General features: G+C 66.0%; 15 protein-coding genes. 12 read left to right on the forward strand and 3 right to left on the reverse strand.

Annotation, left to right across the window (positions count from 1 at the left end):
- On the reverse strand, positions 1 to 964 hold a 964-nt coding region (locus ACOQFS_RS21475), incomplete at its 3' end, for a methyl-accepting chemotaxis protein (RefSeq protein WP_421564844.1).
- A 185-nt stretch (positions 965 to 1,149) separates the two neighbouring features.
- Positions 1,150 to 1,737 carry a chalcone isomerase family protein gene (locus tag ACOQFS_RS21480; protein WP_421564845.1) on the reverse strand — a complete coding sequence of 196 codons (588 nt, stop codon included), beginning with the start codon at positions 1,735 to 1,737 and terminating at the stop codon, positions 1,150 to 1,152.
- Between the two features lie 389 nt (positions 1,738 to 2,126).
- Here ACOQFS_RS21480 and trpE point away from each other — a divergent pair, with 389 nt between their 5' ends.
- The 10 genes from trpE to ACOQFS_RS21530 all read left to right on the forward strand — a co-directional run bounded on the left by trpE (position 2,127) and on the right by ACOQFS_RS21530 (position 12,435).
- Positions 2,127 to 3,626, forward strand: a complete 1,500-nt coding sequence (gene trpE / locus ACOQFS_RS21485) for an anthranilate synthase component I (RefSeq protein WP_421564846.1) — start codon at positions 2,127 to 2,129, stop codon at positions 3,624 to 3,626.
- Complete coding sequence (locus tag ACOQFS_RS21490; RefSeq protein WP_421564847.1) at positions 3,623 to 3,958, forward strand: chorismate mutase; 336 nt, start codon at positions 3,623 to 3,625, stop codon at positions 3,956 to 3,958. The genes trpE and ACOQFS_RS21490 overlap by 4 nt, the downstream gene beginning before the upstream one ends.
- Positions 3,955 to 4,545: an aminodeoxychorismate/anthranilate synthase component II gene (locus tag ACOQFS_RS21495; protein ID WP_421564848.1), complete on the forward strand. Its 591-nt coding sequence runs from the start codon at positions 3,955 to 3,957 to the stop codon at positions 4,543 to 4,545. Before ACOQFS_RS21490 ends, ACOQFS_RS21495 begins: the two co-directional genes overlap by 4 nt.
- A complete protein-coding gene (locus tag ACOQFS_RS21500) occupies positions 4,542 to 5,213 on the forward strand; it encodes a LysE family translocator (protein ID WP_421564849.1) in 672 nt (223 codons plus the stop codon). The genes ACOQFS_RS21495 and ACOQFS_RS21500 overlap by 4 nt, the downstream gene beginning before the upstream one ends.
- A gap of 16 nt (positions 5,214 to 5,229) precedes the next feature.
- On the forward strand, positions 5,230 to 6,261 hold the full coding sequence (trpD, locus tag ACOQFS_RS21505) for an anthranilate phosphoribosyltransferase (protein ID WP_421564850.1): 1,032 nt from the start codon (positions 5,230 to 5,232) through the stop codon (positions 6,259 to 6,261).
- Positions 6,262 to 6,959: 698 nt separating this feature from the next.
- The gene (gene trpC, locus ACOQFS_RS21510) at positions 6,960 to 7,760 is read left to right on the forward strand and encodes an indole-3-glycerol phosphate synthase TrpC (protein ID WP_421564851.1); all 801 of its coding nucleotides are present in this window, start codon (positions 6,960 to 6,962) and stop codon (positions 7,758 to 7,760) included.
- Between the two features lie 68 nt (positions 7,761 to 7,828).
- Positions 7,829 to 8,545, forward strand: coding sequence for a uracil-DNA glycosylase (locus tag ACOQFS_RS21515; RefSeq protein ID WP_421564852.1), 717 nt, complete (start codon positions 7,829 to 7,831; stop codon positions 8,543 to 8,545).
- Between the two features lie 95 nt (positions 8,546 to 8,640).
- Entirely contained in the window at positions 8,641 to 10,758 is a 2,118-nt protein-coding gene (locus tag ACOQFS_RS21520) for a DUF4357 domain-containing protein (protein ID WP_421564853.1), read from the forward strand.
- A 40-nt stretch (positions 10,759 to 10,798) separates the two neighbouring features.
- A complete protein-coding gene (locus tag ACOQFS_RS21525; RefSeq protein WP_421564854.1) occupies positions 10,799 to 11,947 on the forward strand; it encodes an ImmA/IrrE family metallo-endopeptidase in 1,149 nt (382 codons plus the stop codon).
- Positions 11,947 to 12,435, forward strand: a complete 489-nt coding sequence (locus tag ACOQFS_RS21530) for a DUF4411 family protein (RefSeq protein ID WP_421564855.1) — start codon at positions 11,947 to 11,949, stop codon at positions 12,433 to 12,435. Before ACOQFS_RS21525 ends, ACOQFS_RS21530 begins: the two co-directional genes overlap by 1 nt.
- Before the next feature lie 54 nt (positions 12,436 to 12,489).
- On the opposite strand, the gene ACOQFS_RS21535 is transcribed toward ACOQFS_RS21530, so the two are convergent.
- Positions 12,490 to 13,401, reverse strand: coding sequence for a LysR family transcriptional regulator (locus ACOQFS_RS21535; protein ID WP_421564856.1), 912 nt, complete (start codon positions 13,399 to 13,401; stop codon positions 12,490 to 12,492).
- Positions 13,402 to 13,568: 167 nt separating this feature from the next.
- On the opposite strand from ACOQFS_RS21535, the gene ACOQFS_RS21540 reads away from it, so the two are divergent.
- Positions 13,569 to 14,552, forward strand: a complete 984-nt coding sequence (locus tag ACOQFS_RS21540) for a Bug family tripartite tricarboxylate transporter substrate binding protein (protein WP_421564857.1) — start codon at positions 13,569 to 13,571, stop codon at positions 14,550 to 14,552.
- Between the two features lie 241 nt (positions 14,553 to 14,793).
- Positions 14,794 to 16,404, forward strand: a complete 1,611-nt coding sequence (locus tag ACOQFS_RS21545; RefSeq protein WP_421564858.1) for a gamma-glutamyltransferase family protein — start codon at positions 14,794 to 14,796, stop codon at positions 16,402 to 16,404.
- Positions 16,405 to 16,451 lie beyond the last annotated feature (47 nt).

A 16,451-nucleotide genomic window follows, 5' to 3' on the forward strand; every position in this document is an offset into this window, starting at 1 on the left:
TGGCCTGGCGCGCGTTGTCGGCGTTCTGGCGCACAGTGGAGCCCAGTTCTTCCATCGACGCCGCCGTCTGCTGCAGGGCCGATGCCTGCTGCTCGGTGCGGGCCGACAGGTCGTTGTTGCCCGACGCGATCTCGAAGCTGGCCGTGGCCACGCCCTCGGCGTTGTGGCGCACATTGCCCACGATGCTGGCCAGGCGCGCCTGCATGGTCGCCAGCGCCTGCAGCAGCTGGCCGGTCTCGTCGCTGCTGCTGGCAGCGATGGGGTGGGTCAGGTCGCCGTCGGCAATGCTCTCGGCTGCCTGTTTGCCCAGTTGCACCGGGCGCACGATGGAGCGCGTCACGGTGAACGCCAGCAGCGCTCCCAGCGCCACGGCCACCAGCGTGCCGATGCCCAGCAGCGCCTGGCTGGCCTTGGCCATGGCGCCTGCGTCGGCCTGGCTTGCGGTCAGCTGGGTGGCCATGTGGCTGCGCAGGTCATCCAGCGATTTCAGATACCGGTCTGCCAGCGGCCGCAGGTCCTTGTCCACCATGGTGGGCACGTTGGGCTCGCCACCGCGGTGCAGTTCGCGGATTTCAGTGAGCTTGTCGTTGTAGGCCGTGCGGGCCGTGGCGATCGCTTCGAGCAGGCTGCGGGCCTTGTCGTCCTGCACCAGTCCTTCGATGCGCTTGACCTTGGCATCCATGCCGGTGGCCGTGGCCTGGGTGTCGGCCGTGAGCTTGTCCATGTAGTCGCGGTCGATGGCCTTGAGGAAGGCCTCGGTGCGCACCCAGTTCAGCCGGATGTCGGACGCCCAGTCATCCACCAGGGTGCGCTGCTCGATCTCCCGCGTGGCCACGCGCTCGCTGGCCGCCTGCAGGCTGGCAATGCGCCACATGCCGGTGGCTGCGATGAGGGCAGTGATGAGAAGAATGGCGCCGAACGAGATGCCCAGGCGCAGGCCGACGGAAAGATTGCTGAGTTTCATGGTGGAGGGCATCCAGCGCAGAAAGGCGGGCGGTATGGAAGAGAGGGCTGGAAAATCTGTGAAACCACAGGACAACGGCTGACAAGTTGACCTGCGACTTTAGTGCGCGTCAGTCGGACGGGTGACAGCTTCGATCCTGATTTCGTAGGTGTTTGCCCGCTGGCGAATGACCAGCGAGATCCCGTTCAAGCGGGCTTGCCCAGCAGGGCATCCTTGAGCTTCCAGTCGGCCGGCACATTGCCCAGCCAGATGCCCATGAGCGCGTTGAAAAATTCGGGCTCCTTGAACGGCTCGCCCTGCGGCTTGCCCTTGACGGTGATCACCGTGCCCGTGCCGGGGATCCAGTCGATCATGAACTGGTCGCCCGCCTGCAGCTTCTTGTGGTCCGAAAAGATCTGGCTCATGCGCAGCACGCCCGGAATCAGCTTGGAGAACGCGGCCCGGTCCATGTTGTCTTCCATGCCGCGCGAAAACAGCTTGCCGAGTTCGGTGGAGTCGATCTCGCGCAGCATGGTGATGCTCATGCGCTTGGGGCCCTTGAGCGCCGCGATGTCCTGCGGGGTGGAGGCCTTCTTTTCAAGATAAAGGCCTGCCGTGTACACCTTGAACACCGCCTTGTAGCGCACCCCCGCGCCGTTGAGCTGCAGGGTGCTGCCGCCCAGGCTGGCGGATTCTTCATACTTGACGTCGGCCACCGTCACGGGCTGGGCCAAGGCACTGGCTGCCAGCAGGCAGGCACCGGCCATCACAGCCCATCGCGTCAGGAATTTCATGCGCAGCTCCTTGTCCTTGGAGAAAAATAGAACGGTCGTTCGTTTCCAATTGTTTCAGTCCCCGCGACCGCGCGCAACAGGGTTTTCGATGGTTGTGCGATCCGGGCCGCACGGGCTGTGGAACCGGGCCTGCCGGAAAGCTTTGCTACACTTTGCCCCCATGTTCATTCACCACGTGTTCATCACAGGTTGCAGCGACCGGGGAGCCTGGCCCTGGCGTCAGCCTGCCGCATTGAACGCCTGATGGCACCTGGGCCGACGACGCCCCAGCGTGCGCCCGTGGCCTCTCCCTGTGATGCGGAGCTGGCCGATTGAATGGACCGCAGCGCCCCCGCCCCTTTTTTTGCATGCCAAAGGGGCACGCGCTGCGACAGCTGGGAGCTCTCCCCGTGATCACAGAACTTGAATTCAAAAGCCTGGCCAGCGAAGGCTACAACCGCATTCCGCTGATGGCCGAGGCCTTTGCGGACCTGGAAACCCCGCTCTCGCTTTACCTCAAGCTGGCGCACACCAAGGACGGCGGCCGGCACAGCTTCCTGCTCGAATCCGTGGTGGGCGGCGAGCGCTTCGGGCGCTACAGCTTCATCGGCCTGCCCGCGCGCACCCTGCTGCGCGCCAGCGGCTTTGGCGACCAGGCCAAAACCGAGGTCGTGACCGATGGCCACGTCGTGGAAACGGCACAGGGCAACCCGCTCGATTTCATCCAGGCCTACCAAAAGCGGTTCAAGGTGGCCTTGCGCCCCGGTCTGCCGCGCTTTTGTGGCGGCCTGGCCGGTTACTTCGGCTATGACGCCGTGCGCTACATCGAGAAAAAGCTCGAAACCACCTGCCCGCCCGATACGCTCGGCTGCCCCGACATCCTGCTGCTGCAGTGCGAGGAACTCGCCGTCATCGACAACCTCTCGGGCAAGCTCTACCTCATCGTGTATGCCGACCCGGCCCAGCCCGAGGCCTACGCCCGCGCCAAGAAGCGGCTGCGCGAGCTGAAGGAGCAGCTCAAGTATTCGGTCAGCGCGCCGGTGGTGAAGCCCACCGAAAGCCACCCCGCACAGCGCGACTTCGCCAAGGCCGACTACCTGGCGGCGGTGGACCGTGCCAAGGAGCTGATCGCCGCCGGCGACTTCATGCAGGTGCAGGTGGGCCAGCGCATCCACAAGCGCTACACCGAATCGCCCCTGTCCCTGTACCGCGCCCTGCGTTCGCTGAACCCCTCGCCGTACATGTACTTCTACGACTTTGGCGACTTCCATGTGGTGGGCGCCAGCCCTGAAATTTTGGTGCGCCAGGAGAAGACCGACGAGGGCACCAAGGTCACCATCCGCCCGCTGGCCGGCACCCGCCCCCGTGGCGCCACGCCCGAGAAGGACAAGGCCACCGAGGTCGAACTCATCAACGACCCCAAGGAACGCGCCGAACACGTGATGCTGATCGACCTGGCCCGCAACGACATCGGCCGCATCGCCAAGACCGGCACCGTGAAGGTGACCGAGGCCTTTGCCGTGGAGCGCTACAGCCACGTGATGCACATCGTGAGCAACGTCGAAGGCATCCTGCACGACGGCATGACCAGCATGGACGTGCTCAAGGCCACCTTTCCTGCCGGCACGCTGACCGGCGCGCCCAAGGTGCATGCGATGGAACTCATCGACCAGCTGGAGCCCACCAAGCGCGGCCTGTACGGCGGCGCCTGCGGGTATCTCAGCTACGCGGGCGACATGGACGTGGCAATCGCCATCCGCACCGGCATCATCCAGAACGGCACGCTCTATGTGCAGGCGGCTGCCGGTGTGGTGGCCGATTCGGTACCCGAGCTGGAGTGGAAAGAAACCGAGCACAAGGCCCGCGCGCTGCTGCGCGCTGCAGAGCTGGTCGAGGAGGGGCTGGAATGACCCGCGCGATCGACAAAGTCAAACCCTGCGCCACCCTGCAGGACGTGCGCCGCGAAGTGAATGCGCTGGACGATGTGCTGGTGCCCCTGCTGGTGGAGCGCGTGGGCTACATGACCCAGGCGGCCCGCATCAAGCAGGGCGCTGAACAGGTGCGCGATGAAGCGCGCATCGCCGCCATCGTCGCCCGGGTGCGCGAACGCGCCCAGTCCGAAGGCGGCGACGCCGACGTGATCGAAGCCATCTACCGCAGCCTGATGGAAGCCTGCATTGCCTATGAACACCGCGAGTTCGCCCGTCTGCGCGAGCCCGCCCTGGCCGGGAGCGCCGCATGACAACCAAACTCTTGATGGTCGACAACTACGACAGCTTCACCTACAACATCGTCCAGTACTTTGGAGAACTGGGCGCCGAGGTGGAGGTGTTCCGCAACGACGAGATCACCGTGGCCAACATCGAGGCGCGCCTGAATGCCGGGCAGCTTGACCGCCTGGTGATCTCGCCAGGCCCCTGCTCGCCGGCCGAGGCGGGCATCTCGGTGGCTGCTATCCAGCATTTCGCGGGCAAGCTGCCCATCCTGGGCGTGTGCCTGGGCCACCAGAGCATTGGCGCGGCGTTCGGCGGCACCATCATCCGAGCGCAGGAGCTGATGCACGGCAAGACCAGCGTCATCACCACCACGCAGCAGGGCGTGTTTGCGGGCCTGCCCGAAAAGTTCACGGTTAACCGCTACCACTCGCTGGCCATCGAGCGCGCGTCCTGCCCCGACGTGCTGGAAGTGACGGCGTGGACCGACGATGGCGAGATCATGGGCGTGCGCCACAAGACCCTGCCCATCGAAGGCGTGCAGTTCCACCCCGAGAGCATCCTCACCGAACACGGCCACGCCATGCTGAAGAACTTTCTGGAGCAGCGCGCATGAACTTCATCGACGCCCACCAGCTGGTGATGTTCATTGCAGCAGGATGGTTGCTGAACCTGACGCCCGGCCCGGATGTGCTCTACATCGTGACCAACGCGCTGCGCTCCGGCACGCGCGCGGGCATCGTGGCGGGGCTGGGCATCACGGCCGGTTGTTTTGTGCACATCTTTGCCGCCGCCGTGGGCGTGGGCGCACTGCTGGCCACGTCGGCCACCGCGTTCACCGTGCTCAAGTGGATCGGTGCGGCCTATCTGATGTGGATGGGCGTGCGCATGTTGTTGTCCAAGCCCGGCGCCGAAGACGGCAACGCGGCCGCGTTGGCGGCAGCGCAGGCAGCCCCCGCGAAGCACACGCCGCTCTCCAAGGTGTTCCTGGGTGGCTTCTGGACCAATGTGCTCAACCCCAAGGTCGCCATCTTCTTCCTGGCCTTTGTGCCCCAGTTCATCGCGCCGGGTGCGGACAACAAGGCGCTGGCGTTTGTGCTGCTGGGCGTGCTGTTCAACATCAACGCCATTCCCGTCAACACGGGCTGGGCGCTGGCAGCCGCGTGGATGGCGCGGCGCGCCTCTGCCATCCAGCGCGGCATGCACTGGCTGGACCGCGTGGCCGGCGCCATGTTCATCGGCTTCGGACTCAAGCTGGCCTTCACGGACCAGCCCTCTGCATAAATACAGGAGACATTCCATGCCCATCACCCCCCAGGAAGCGCTGCAGCGCACCATCGAGCACCGCGAAATCTTTCACGACGAGATGCTGCACCTGATGCGGCTCATCATGCAGGGCGAGCTGTCGCCCCTCATGACCGCAGCCATCATCACCGGCCTGCGCGTGAAGAAGGAAACCATCGGCGAGATCACCGCCGCCGCGCAGGTGATGCGCGAGTTCAGCACCAAGGTGCATGTGCCCGACAGCACGCACCTCGTGGACATCGTGGGCACGGGCGGTGACGGCGCCAACACCTTCAACATCTCCACCTGCTCGATGTTCGTGGCCGCAGCGGCCGGTGCCAAGGTCAGCAAGCACGGTGGCCGCGGCGTGTCGAGTAAAAGCGGCAGCGCCGATGTGATGGAAGCCCTGGGCATCCACATCAACCTCAAGCCCGAGCAGATCGCCCAGTGCATTGCGGAAGTCGGCATCGGCTTCATGTTCGCGCCCAACCACCACCCCGCCATGAAGAACGTGGCCCCGGTGCGCAAGGAGCTGGGCGTGCGCACCATCTTCAACATCCTGGGCCCGCTGACCAACCCGGCCGGCGCACCCAATATCCTCATGGGCGTGTTCCACCCTGACTTGGTCGGTATCCAGGTGCGCGCGCTGCAGCGCCTGGGCGCCGAACACGCGCTGGTGGTCTACGGCCGCGACGGCATGGACGAAGTCAGCCTGGGCGCCGCCACGCTGGTGGGCGAGCTGAAAAACGGCCAGATCACCGAATACGAAATCCACCCCGAAGACTTCGGCCTGGCCATGTCCAGCAACCGCGCGCTCAAGGTCGAAACGCCCGAAGAGTCGCGCGAGATGCTGATCGGCGTGCTCAAGGGCGAGTCCGGCGCCGCGCAGGACATCGTCTGCTTGAACGCGGGCGTGGCGCTTTATGCGGCCAATGTGGTGGGCTCCATCCCGGACGGCATCGCCCAGGCCCGCGCAGCCATTGCATCGGGCGCGGCGCTGGCCAAGCTGGAGCAGATGGTCACGCGCACGCATGCGCTGGCGGCTTAGTTGGTTCGGGGCGCAGTCATTTCTTTACCATCGCACATGCCTTACGCGCCGTCGAGATCGCCGAAGGTTGACCATCGGCCGTTGCACAGCGTTGCGGAGTTGGCCCTGACTTTGCCGCGAGTGCAGCGCGTGCTTCTACCGGACGAACTCCGCAAGCCTGCGGGCCCATGGGTGACCGCTGGCACTACGGGCCTGGTAGCCCTGATCGCGGGGTGGCAACTGCTGCAGATTCCTGGACTTCAGACCCCACCCGCTCAATGGGCTGTGATTGGGATAACTGGCTTGTTGGCTGGCGCCGCCATCTGGTGGACAGATCGCCAGCGCCTGAGCAGGGAGTACTGGCTCGTCGATTTTGTGCAGGGCCGTATATTGCCTGTAGGCCGAAGCGACAAAGAGCCCATAGTGATCGATCCCAACGAACACAGCCTGGGGTGTTATATGGCGGGTGGCTCCAGCAATCCACCGTCCTATGCGCTGGAATTGCGCCATGTTCGGCGTGGCCCGGTGGCACAGTTGTCCTCCGTACCTTTGACAGGGTCCGGACAACGCTTTGAGAGCGAGCGCGAGCAGCTCGACCTTTGTGTTGACTTGTTGGCTCAGAGGCTTGGAATTCGGCGCTCGGGCGAACCCATGGTGAAAGCGGGTCGTCGCCGGCCGGCGTCCTGACACCCAACCCTCCATTTTTCACTGATTGAATCATGTCTGACATCCTCAACAAAATCGTGGCCGTCAAGCACGAAGAAGTGGCCGCCGCCCAAAAGCGCCTGCCTTTTGACGCCATGCGTGCCGACGCCGAGAGCCGTGTGCTCACCCGCGACTTCGAAGGCGCGCTGCGCGCCAAGATCGCCAAGGGGCAGGCTGCGGTGATTGCCGAGGTCAAGAAGGCCAGCCCCAGCAAGGGCGTGCTGCGCGCCGACTTCGAGCCCGCCGACATCGCACAGAGCTACATGGAAGGCGATGGCAAGGTCAGCGCGGCCTGCCTGTCGGTGCTGACCGACCGGCAGTTTTTCCAGGGCCAGCCCGACTATCTGAAGCAGGCCCGTGCCAGCACCACGCTGCCGGTGCTGCGCAAGGACTTCATGGTCGATGCGTACCAGATCTACGAATCGCGCGCGATGGGCGCCGACGCCATTCTGCTGATCGCCGCCTGCCTGGATGACGCGCAGATGGCCGACTTCGAGGCCATCGCGCGCAGCCTGGACATGGCGGTGCTGGTGGAGGTGCACGATGGCGCCGAGCTGCAGCGCGCGCTCAGGCTCAAGACGCCGCTGGTGGGCATCAACAACCGCAACCTGCGCACGTTTGAAATGACGCTGGACACCACGCTCGGCATGCTGAAAGACGTTCCGCAAGATCGGCTACTGGTCACCGAATCCGGCATCCTGAAGCCCGCCGATGTGAAGACGATGCGCGACGCGGGTGTGCACGCCTTCCTGGTGGGCGAGGCCTTCATGCGGGCCGACGACCCGGGCCTGGCCCTGGCCAAGCTGTTTGCCTGATGGCGCGACTGCTCTGTTTTTGATAGCTGTCAGCGCTTGATGGACAAGCGCTGGGGCCGTTTTTTATCATGAATTCTCCTTCCATGGCCGCCACGCAGCTTCTCAGCGCCGATCCGGCCGCATGGCCGGTGGCGCCGGGCTGGCAGCCGCTGGTGGACGACTTTTTTGCCAGCGCACGGGGGCAGGCGCTGCAGGGTTTTCTGCAAACGCGGCTGGCGGCTGGCGCGGTGGTCTTCCCGCCCCAGCCGCTGCGCGCGCTGGAGCTGACGCCGCCCGACGCCGTGCGCGTGGTCATCCTGGGGCAGGACCCGTACCACGGCCGGGGCCAGGCCGAGGGGCTGGCGTTTTCCGTCGCGCCCGGCGTGCCGCTGCCGCCGTCGCTGCGCAACATCTTCAAGGAGATGCAGCGCGACCTGGGCACGCCGTTCCCGCCCATGCCCGAGCCCGGCGGCAGCCTGGTGAAGTGGGCCCAAAACGGTGTGCTGCTGCTCAACACCGGGCTCACAGTGGAAGAAGGCCAGCCCGCCAGCCACGCGGGCAAGGGCTGGGAGCAGCTCACCGACGCGGTGATCCGCCATGTGGCCGAGGGCCCGCGCCCGGTGGTGTTCATGCTGTGGGGCTCGCACGCGCAATCCAAGCGCGCCTTCATTCCGCCGGACCGGGGGCACCTGGTGCTCACGTCCAACCACCCCTCGCCGTTGTCGGCGCTGCGCCCGCCGGTGCCCTTCATCGGCAACGGGCACTTTGGCAAGGCGCGGGAGTTTCGGCAGCAGCACGGGTATTGATCCTGCATCCGGCTTCCGTCCATCAAGGGAGCGCATGAGTTACCAAGCGTTGGCGCCTTTCATGGCACGACGAAAAACAGTACGAGGGAGAAAACATGACCCATACGCTCACCGCGAAGGAGCAGTCGCTCGCCAAAATCTTCAGCGACGACTACGTCTTCACGATCCCCGGCTATCAGCGTCCCTATGCCTGGGGGCGTGATCAGGCGCAGGAACTGTTGGACGACCTGCTTGGCGCGCTGTCCTCTGCTCCGACGCAGCTCAGCGAAGCCGCGCCGTATTTCCTCGGCAGCATCGTGCTCATCAAGACCGAGGCACAGCCGGACGCCACGGTGGTGGACGGCCAGCAGCGTTTGACGACGCTGACGCTGCTGCTATCTGCCGTGCGCGCGACGGTACACGATGCTGCAGTCCAAGCGGGTATTACCAAGCGCATCTACGAACACGGCGACGTGGTTTCGGCCACGCAAGCGCGCTACCGCCTTTTGCTGCGCGAGCGTGACCGTGACTTCTTCCGACAGTACGTGCAACACGAGAACGGCTTGCAGGCTCTGGCCCAGCTCAACACCGTGCTGCCCGATGCGCAGCAGCGCCTGCGGGTCAACGCTCAGGTTTTCCTGGACGGGCTCGCCAAGCTGCCGCAGGCCGAGCTGGTGCGTCTGGTGCAGTTCGTTATCACCCGTTGCTACTTGGTGACGGTGGCCACGCCCGACCTGGACTCGGCGTATCGCATCTTTGGCGTGCTCAACAGCCGTGGCCTCGACCTGAGCGCTACCGACATCTTGAAAGCCGAAATCATTGGCGGCATCGCGCCCGCGCTGCGCGATGCCTACACCCAGAAGTGGGAGCACGAAGAAGAAGATTTGGGCCGCGATGAGTTCGGCGACCTGTTCAGCCACATCCGCATGGTCTATCGCAAGGCGAAACCGCAGGGCACGCTGCTGAAGGAGTTCAAGGAGCATGTAGTGTCGGCGAAGCAGCCCCGCGTCTTCGTGGACGAAGTGCTGCTGCCGATGGCGCAGGCCTTTGCCGAATTGCGCGACGCAGACTACGCCAGCACCCACCACGCCGAACAGGTGAATGAGCATCTGCGCTGGTTGAACCGGCTCGAGTTCAAGGATTGGGTGCCCCCAGCTCTGGCTTTCTTCGTGCGGCACCGCCAGCAACCCGAAGCGGTGCTGAACTTCTTCCGCGATCTGGAGCGGCTGGCCTATTCGATGTTGGCGCGAAAGACGGGCGTCAACGAACGTATCGAGCGCTTCTCCGCGCTGACGGGCGCCATCGAGGCTGGCGCCGACCTTGCCACCGCTTCATCGCCACTGCAGTTGTCGCCGCAAGAGCAGCATCAGACCTATGCAGCCCTCAATGGCCCGTTGTACGAAACCCATTCGCCCCGCGCGCTTGCAGTGTTGTTGCTGCGACTGGACCGCTTGATGTCCGACGGCGTGGCCAGCGTTCAGCATGAGGTGGTCTCGGTGGAGCACGTGATGCCCCAGCAGCCGGCGCCCAACAGCCAATGGGCAAGCTGGGTGCCGGACAAAGTGATGCATCAATTCTGGTTGCACCGGCTGGGCAATCTGGCCTTGCTCAGCAGGAAAAAAAACAGCTCTGCAAGCAACCGGGATTTCGACTGGAAGAAGAGTGCTTACTTCACCAAAGGCGGTAGCACGACCTTCGCGCTGACGACCCAGGTGCTGCAGTTCACTGACTGGACGACTGCTGTGATGCAACAGCGCCAGGATGCCATGCTGGCCAAGCTGGAAGGGCATTGGCGTCTGCAGGGCCGCATGAGCAAAGCCGCCATTGCCGAAGCGCTGCTCGCCGAGCTTGAAGGAGCCGGCGACGCTGTCGCGTTCGAGCTGGAAAGCTCGCGCCATGGCCTCGCGGCGGTTGCGCAGGAAGACGGCAAAGCATTCGTCGTTTTGGCCGGCTCGCAAGCCAAGCGGGATTGGTCCGGGCAACCCCATTCCTATCAGCAATTGCGGGAGGAACTGCGTGCTTCTGGCGCGCTGAAGCTGTCCGAGGACGCAACCCATCTGGTCTTCGCCGCCGACACGCCTTTCAATAGCCCGAGCGCCGCATCGGCAACCGTCTTGGGGCGCACCGACAACGGTCGCAATACCTGGCGGCTCAAAGGCAGCGCCATCACCTACGCGGCCTGGCAAGACAACCTGCCCACCAGTCAGCCAGCGACAGGGCGGTCCGAGTCGTAACCTGCGTGGCCACGAAATTCGACTGCGATAAGCTCCACCCATGACCCGCGTCCCTGTCCAACCTGCGCTGTTCACCTGGGCGCGTCAGCGTGCCCGGCTGGATGAGGCTGGGCTGAGGGTGCGTTTCCCGCATCTCGCGCAGTGGGAGGCGGGCGAGGTACATCCCACGTTGCGGCAACTGGAGCAGTACGCCCAGGCGACACATGCTCCGGTAGGGTATTTCTTCCTGCCTGCCCCGCCTATGGAGGCGGTGCCCATCCCGGATTTCCGCACCATGGGGCAGGGCGTGCCGCGCTTGAGTGCGGACCTGCTGGATGTCATCTACACCTGCCAGACGCGTCAGACCTGGTACCGCGATGAGGCGCTGGTCAGCGGGGAAACGCCGCTGCCTTTCATCGGTAGCGTGACGCTGGCCACGCCGCCAGCCGACGCGGCGGAATCCATCCGCCAGGAGCTCGGCTTCAGCGTGGCCGCGCGGCGGGAGTGCCCGACCTGGACCGACGCCTTGCGCTTGTTCATCGCGCAGGCCGAACAGGCTGGCGTGATGGTGATGGTCAGCGGCGTGGTGATGAACAACAACACCCGGCACCTGGACCCTCAGGAGTTTCGGGGCTTCGCGCTGGCCGACGCGATTGCTCCGCTGGTGTTCATCAACGGGGCGGACAGCAAGGCGGCGCAGATGTTCACTCTGGCGCACGAACTGGCGCACCTGTGGCTGGGCCAGACGGCGCTGTCTGATGCGGCGATGGCTCAGGCCTCGGACCATGCCACTGAAACTTGGTGCAATCGCGTTGCGGCCGAGTTGCTTGTTCCGCAGGCCGAGTTCCGCGCCGCGTTGCAGCAGGATGAAGCGCTGAATGTGTCCCTCCAGCGCCTGGCAAGACATTTCAAGGTCAGCACGCTGGTGTTGCTGCGACGCATGCTGGATGTTGGCTGGCTGGACCGCGATGCGTTTTGGGCGGCCTACCGCGCCGAGGAGGCGCGTCTGAGGGCCTTGACTGCACGCAATGCTGGCGGAGGCGACTTTTACCGCACGACGGTAGCCCGGGTCAGCAAGCGCTTTGCCCAGACCCTCGTGGCCAGCACCCTTGAAGGGCGCACGTTGTACCGTGACGCCTTCCGCATGCTCGGTATTGCCAAACCGGGTACCTTCAATGAGCTGGGCCGCACTCTGGGGTTCCCGACCTGATGGCATATCTGCTCGACGCGAACGTCTTCATCCAGGCCAAGAACCTGCAATACGGGTTTGACTTCTGCCCCGCTTTTTGGGACTGGTTGGCACAAGGCTACGGTGCGGGCCGCTTGCGCAGCATTCGCCACATCGGCGACGAGCTGGGTGCGGGCGGAGATGAGTTGGCCGCCTGGGCCGATGGTCAGGAAGATGGCTTCTTCCCGCCGCCGGATGCCGCCGTGCTCGCGGCTGCTCAGCAAGTCAGCGCGTGGGTGCTGCAGCAGGGATACGAGCCCGCCGCAGTGAGCACCTTTCTTCAGGTCGCCGACTTCTGGCTGGTCGCGGCGGCGCTCGCAGGCCAGCACACGGTGGTAACGCACGAAGTGGCATCGCCGTCCGCCAAGAAAATCAAGATTCCGAATGTTTGCGTCGGGCTTCAAGTGGCGTTCATGTCGCCCTATCAAATGCTGCGCAAGGAGCAAGCGCGATTCATTCTGGGGGCGTAGCCTGTAGCAAACGGACGGAGCGCCGCGTGCGCATGCGTGGAGGTGGCCCCGCCCTCACCACGGCCCCGGCAGCCGCTCCTTGAGCAGATCGATGAACGCCTGCACCGCCACCGGCAGGCTGCGCCCCGCCAGGGTCTGCACCTCCAGGTCGCGCAGGTCCATGCCGGCGTCGCTGATGGGCACCGCCACGATGTCCCCCGACGCCACCAGGTGGCGCGCCGCGATCTCGCTGGCCACCGACAGCCCGCCGCCATGCGCGACGAAGTTGAGCACCGTCTTGGCGTGGTTGCTGATGAGCAGCGCCGACAGCTGCAGGCCCTGGCGGCTGCAGACGATGTCGATCATCTGGCGCACGGTGGTTTCGGGCGGGGGCAGGGCCAGCGGGTAGTGGGCCATCTGCGCCAGCGTCACGCTGGCTGCGCCCGCCAGCGGATGGCCAGGCGGGATGAGCGCCAGCACGGGCGCGACCTGGCGGTAGGCCACGGCGATGTCCTTGTGCGGCGCGCGGCTGAAGCACAGGCCGATGTCGGCCGCGCCGCTGCGCACCGCCTCGGGCACCTGCGCGGTGGGCAGCGCCATCACGCTGAATTCGATGCCCGCATGCGTGCGCTGGAACTCCACACACAGGCGCGGCACCAGCTCGTTGGCAAACGCGTCGGACGTGGCCAGCCGCACCTGCCCGGTGCGCAGGCCCTGCAGCGCGCCGATCTCGCCCAGCGCGCGTTCGGCATCCAGCACGGTTCGCCGCGCATGCACGGCCAGGATCTCGCCCGCTGCCGTGAGCACCATGCCGCGCGGATGGCGGTCAAACAGCGGCGTGCCCAGCTGCGCCTCCAGCCCGGCGATCTGGCGGCTGAGGGCCGAGGCGGCCACATGCAGGCGGGCCGAGGCCTCGGTGAGCGAGCCGCTCTCGGCCACTTCCAGAAAGTAGCGCAGCGTGGTGTCTTGCAGCAGGTGGGGGCGCATGGGCCTTGGCGAGAGAGAGAAGGGGGAGGCGCAGTATGCGCCGGTTTGCCGCCGGGGCAAAGCAGCTTGCCGAAATGCTGGTGGTAAAGCAAGGCACGGCTTCCTAAGATGGACCACTCGATTCTTTGTTGTGTGTGTTGTTCTCGACGACTTTGCTGGAGGCTGGTATGCGTCTGATTTCCTGGGGCCGTGGTGTGTGGGGCCTGGCCGGCCTGCTCGTGGTGTCTGCGGCTGCGCATGCGCAGGCCACCTGGCCCGACCGGCCCGTGCGCGTGATCGTGCCGTTTCCGGCCAGCGGCGCGACCGACCTGGTGGCGCGCGTGGTCACGCAGCGCGTGGCGGCCGACCTGGGCCAGCAGCTGGTGGTGGACAACAAGCCCGGTGCCGGCGGCACCATCGGCACGGCCGAGGCGGCCAAGGCGCAGCCCGACGGCTACACCCTGCTGCTGACCACCAGCAGCACCCATGCGATTTCGCCGCACCTGATGCCCAAGCTGGCCTACGACGCGCGCAAGGACTTTGTGCCCGTGGCCCATGTGGCCGACGCGCCCAGCGTGGTCCTGGTCACCAACTCGCTGCCCGTGAAGACCGTGGCCGAGCTGATCGCCTATGGCAAGGCCAACCCCGGCAAGCTCAACTACGCCACCAGCGGCAACGGCACCATCGTGCACCTGAACACGGCGGCCTTCATGGCCCAGGCGGGTGTCGAGATGACGCACATCCCCTACAAGGGCACGGCGCTGGCCATTCCCGACCTGATCGCCGGGCAGACGCATGTGCTGTTCGACTCGCTGCCCACAGGCATGCCCCATGCCAAGGCCGGCCGCCTGCGCGCCCTGGCCGTCACCAGCGAAAAGCGCAGCACCCTGGCGCCCGAGCTGCCCACGATGGCCGAGTCCGGCCTGCCCGGGTATTCGTCGGTGACCTGGTTTGGCGTGTACCTGCCTGCGGGCGCGCCGCCTGCGCTGGTGGACAAGGTGCACAAGGCCTTTGCCAAGGCCGTGGCGGCACCTGAGGTGGCCGAGCAGCTGGCCAAGCTGGGCGTGGAGCCCGCCGCGCCGCGCACGCCCGCGCAGTTTGGCGCCCTGGTGCAGGCGGACAGCAACCGCTGGGCGGCGGTGATCAAGCAGCACAAGATAGTGGTGGAGTGACATCCCCCTGAGGGTTGCCACTCGGTGCGTCCGCCAGAGGCGGCCGCTCTTCGATGCCGTCCAAGCCTACGAAAGTAGGCTTGGAGCCGCGGCTCTCAGCCCCTTCTCTCGAATGGCGTTGCCATTCGGGAAGCGGGACGACACCCTCGGTGCGGGGCGGCCCTTCGTCGGTGTCTCTCGCTTCCGGCCGCGCCCGTTTTTTCGCAGCTCGCCTCGTGCGGGGTGACAGAGTCTGAATGTTATGAATACCCCCTCCCTCGACTGGTCCCTTCCTTACGCCTCCCACCGCAGCGCGGTCATGGGCCGCAATGTGGTGTCCACCTCGCAGCCGCTGGCGGCGCAGGCGGGGTTGCGCATGCTGCTGGCGGGGGGCAATGCGGTGGATGCCGCCATTGCCGCCGCCATGGCGCTCACGGTGGTAGAGCCCACGGGCTGCGGCATTGGCAGCGACGGGTTTGCCATCGTGTGGGACGGCCAGGAGCTGCACGGGCTGAACGCCTCGGGCCGCTCGCCTGCGGCGTGGACGCCGGAATATTTTGAGAAGCTGGGCGGCATCCCCGAGACGGGCTGGAACGCCGTCACCGTGCCCGGCGCCGTGTCGGCCTGGGTGGCGCTGTCCAAGCGTCTGGGCAAGCTGCCGTTTGCCCAACTGGCGCAGCCCGCCATCGACTACGCGCGCAACGGCTTTCCGGTGTCGCCCACCATCGCCCGGCTGTGGGCGCTGGGCGCGGCCAAGCTGGGCACGCAGCCGGGTTTTGCCGAGTGCTTCATGCCCGAATACCTGGGTGGCCGCGTGCCGCAGGCGGGCGAGATCTTCCAGAGCGAAGCCCACGCGCGCACGCTGGAGCTGATCGCCGAAACCGAGGGCGAGGCGTTCTACCGGGGCGTGATCGCCGAGCGCATCGCGGCGCACGCGCAGGCGAACGGCGGCGCGATGACGCTGGCCGACCTGGCCGCCCACCAGGCTGACTGGGTGGGCACCATCCAGCAGCGCTTTGGCGACTCGGTCATCCACGAGATCCCGCCCAACGGCCAGGGCATTGCCGCGCTGATGGCGCTGGGCATGCTGGATGCGCACGGCATCGGCGCGCACCCGGTGGACAGCGTGGAGACCGTGCACGCCAGCATCGAGGCGATGAAGCTCGCGTTGGCCGACCTGCACCAGTACAACGCCGACATCGACGCCATGCACGTCACGCCCGCCGAGCTGCTGCACGCCGATTACCTCAAGAAGCGCGCCGCGCTCATCGACCCCGAGCGCGCGGGCGACCCCGGCCACGGCGCGCCGCGCCCCGGCGGCACGGTGTACCTGGCGGCGGCCGACGCCAGCGGCATGATGGTCTCGTTCATCCAGTCCAACTACATGGGTTTTGGCTCGGGCGTGGTGGTGCCGGGCACGGGTATCAGCCTGCAGAACCGGGGCCATAACTTCAACCTGATCCCGGGCCACGCCAACCAGGTGGCGCCGGGCAAGCGCCCCTCGCACACCATCATCCCGGCCTTTGCCATGCATGCCGACGGCACGCCGCAGATGGCCTTTGGCGTGATGGGCGGCCCCATGCAGAGCCAGGGCCACACGCAGATGGCGCTGCGCGTGCTGCGCTACGGCCAGAACCCGCAGGCCGCCGCCGATGCCCCCCGCTGGCGCGTGACGGGCGGCAAGGGCGTGGCGGTGGAACCCGCGTTCGACCCCGCCGTGGTCGCCGCGCTGCGCGCGCGCGGGCATGAAGTGACGGTGGAAGAGGGCAACGGCGTGTTCGCGTTTGGCGGCGCGCAGCTGGTGCTCAAGAACGGCGACAGCTACATCGCGGGCTCGGACCCGCGCAAGGACGGGCACGCGGTGGCATTCTGACGATTGCTATAAAAAATATAGCTACAGGGCTTTGATGAACAGGCGCT

Origin of the sequence: Paracidovorax sp. MALMAid1276 (genome assembly GCF_049198005.1) — a bacterium.
Taxonomy (GTDB): Bacteria; Pseudomonadota; Gammaproteobacteria; order Burkholderiales; family Burkholderiaceae_C; genus Acidovorax.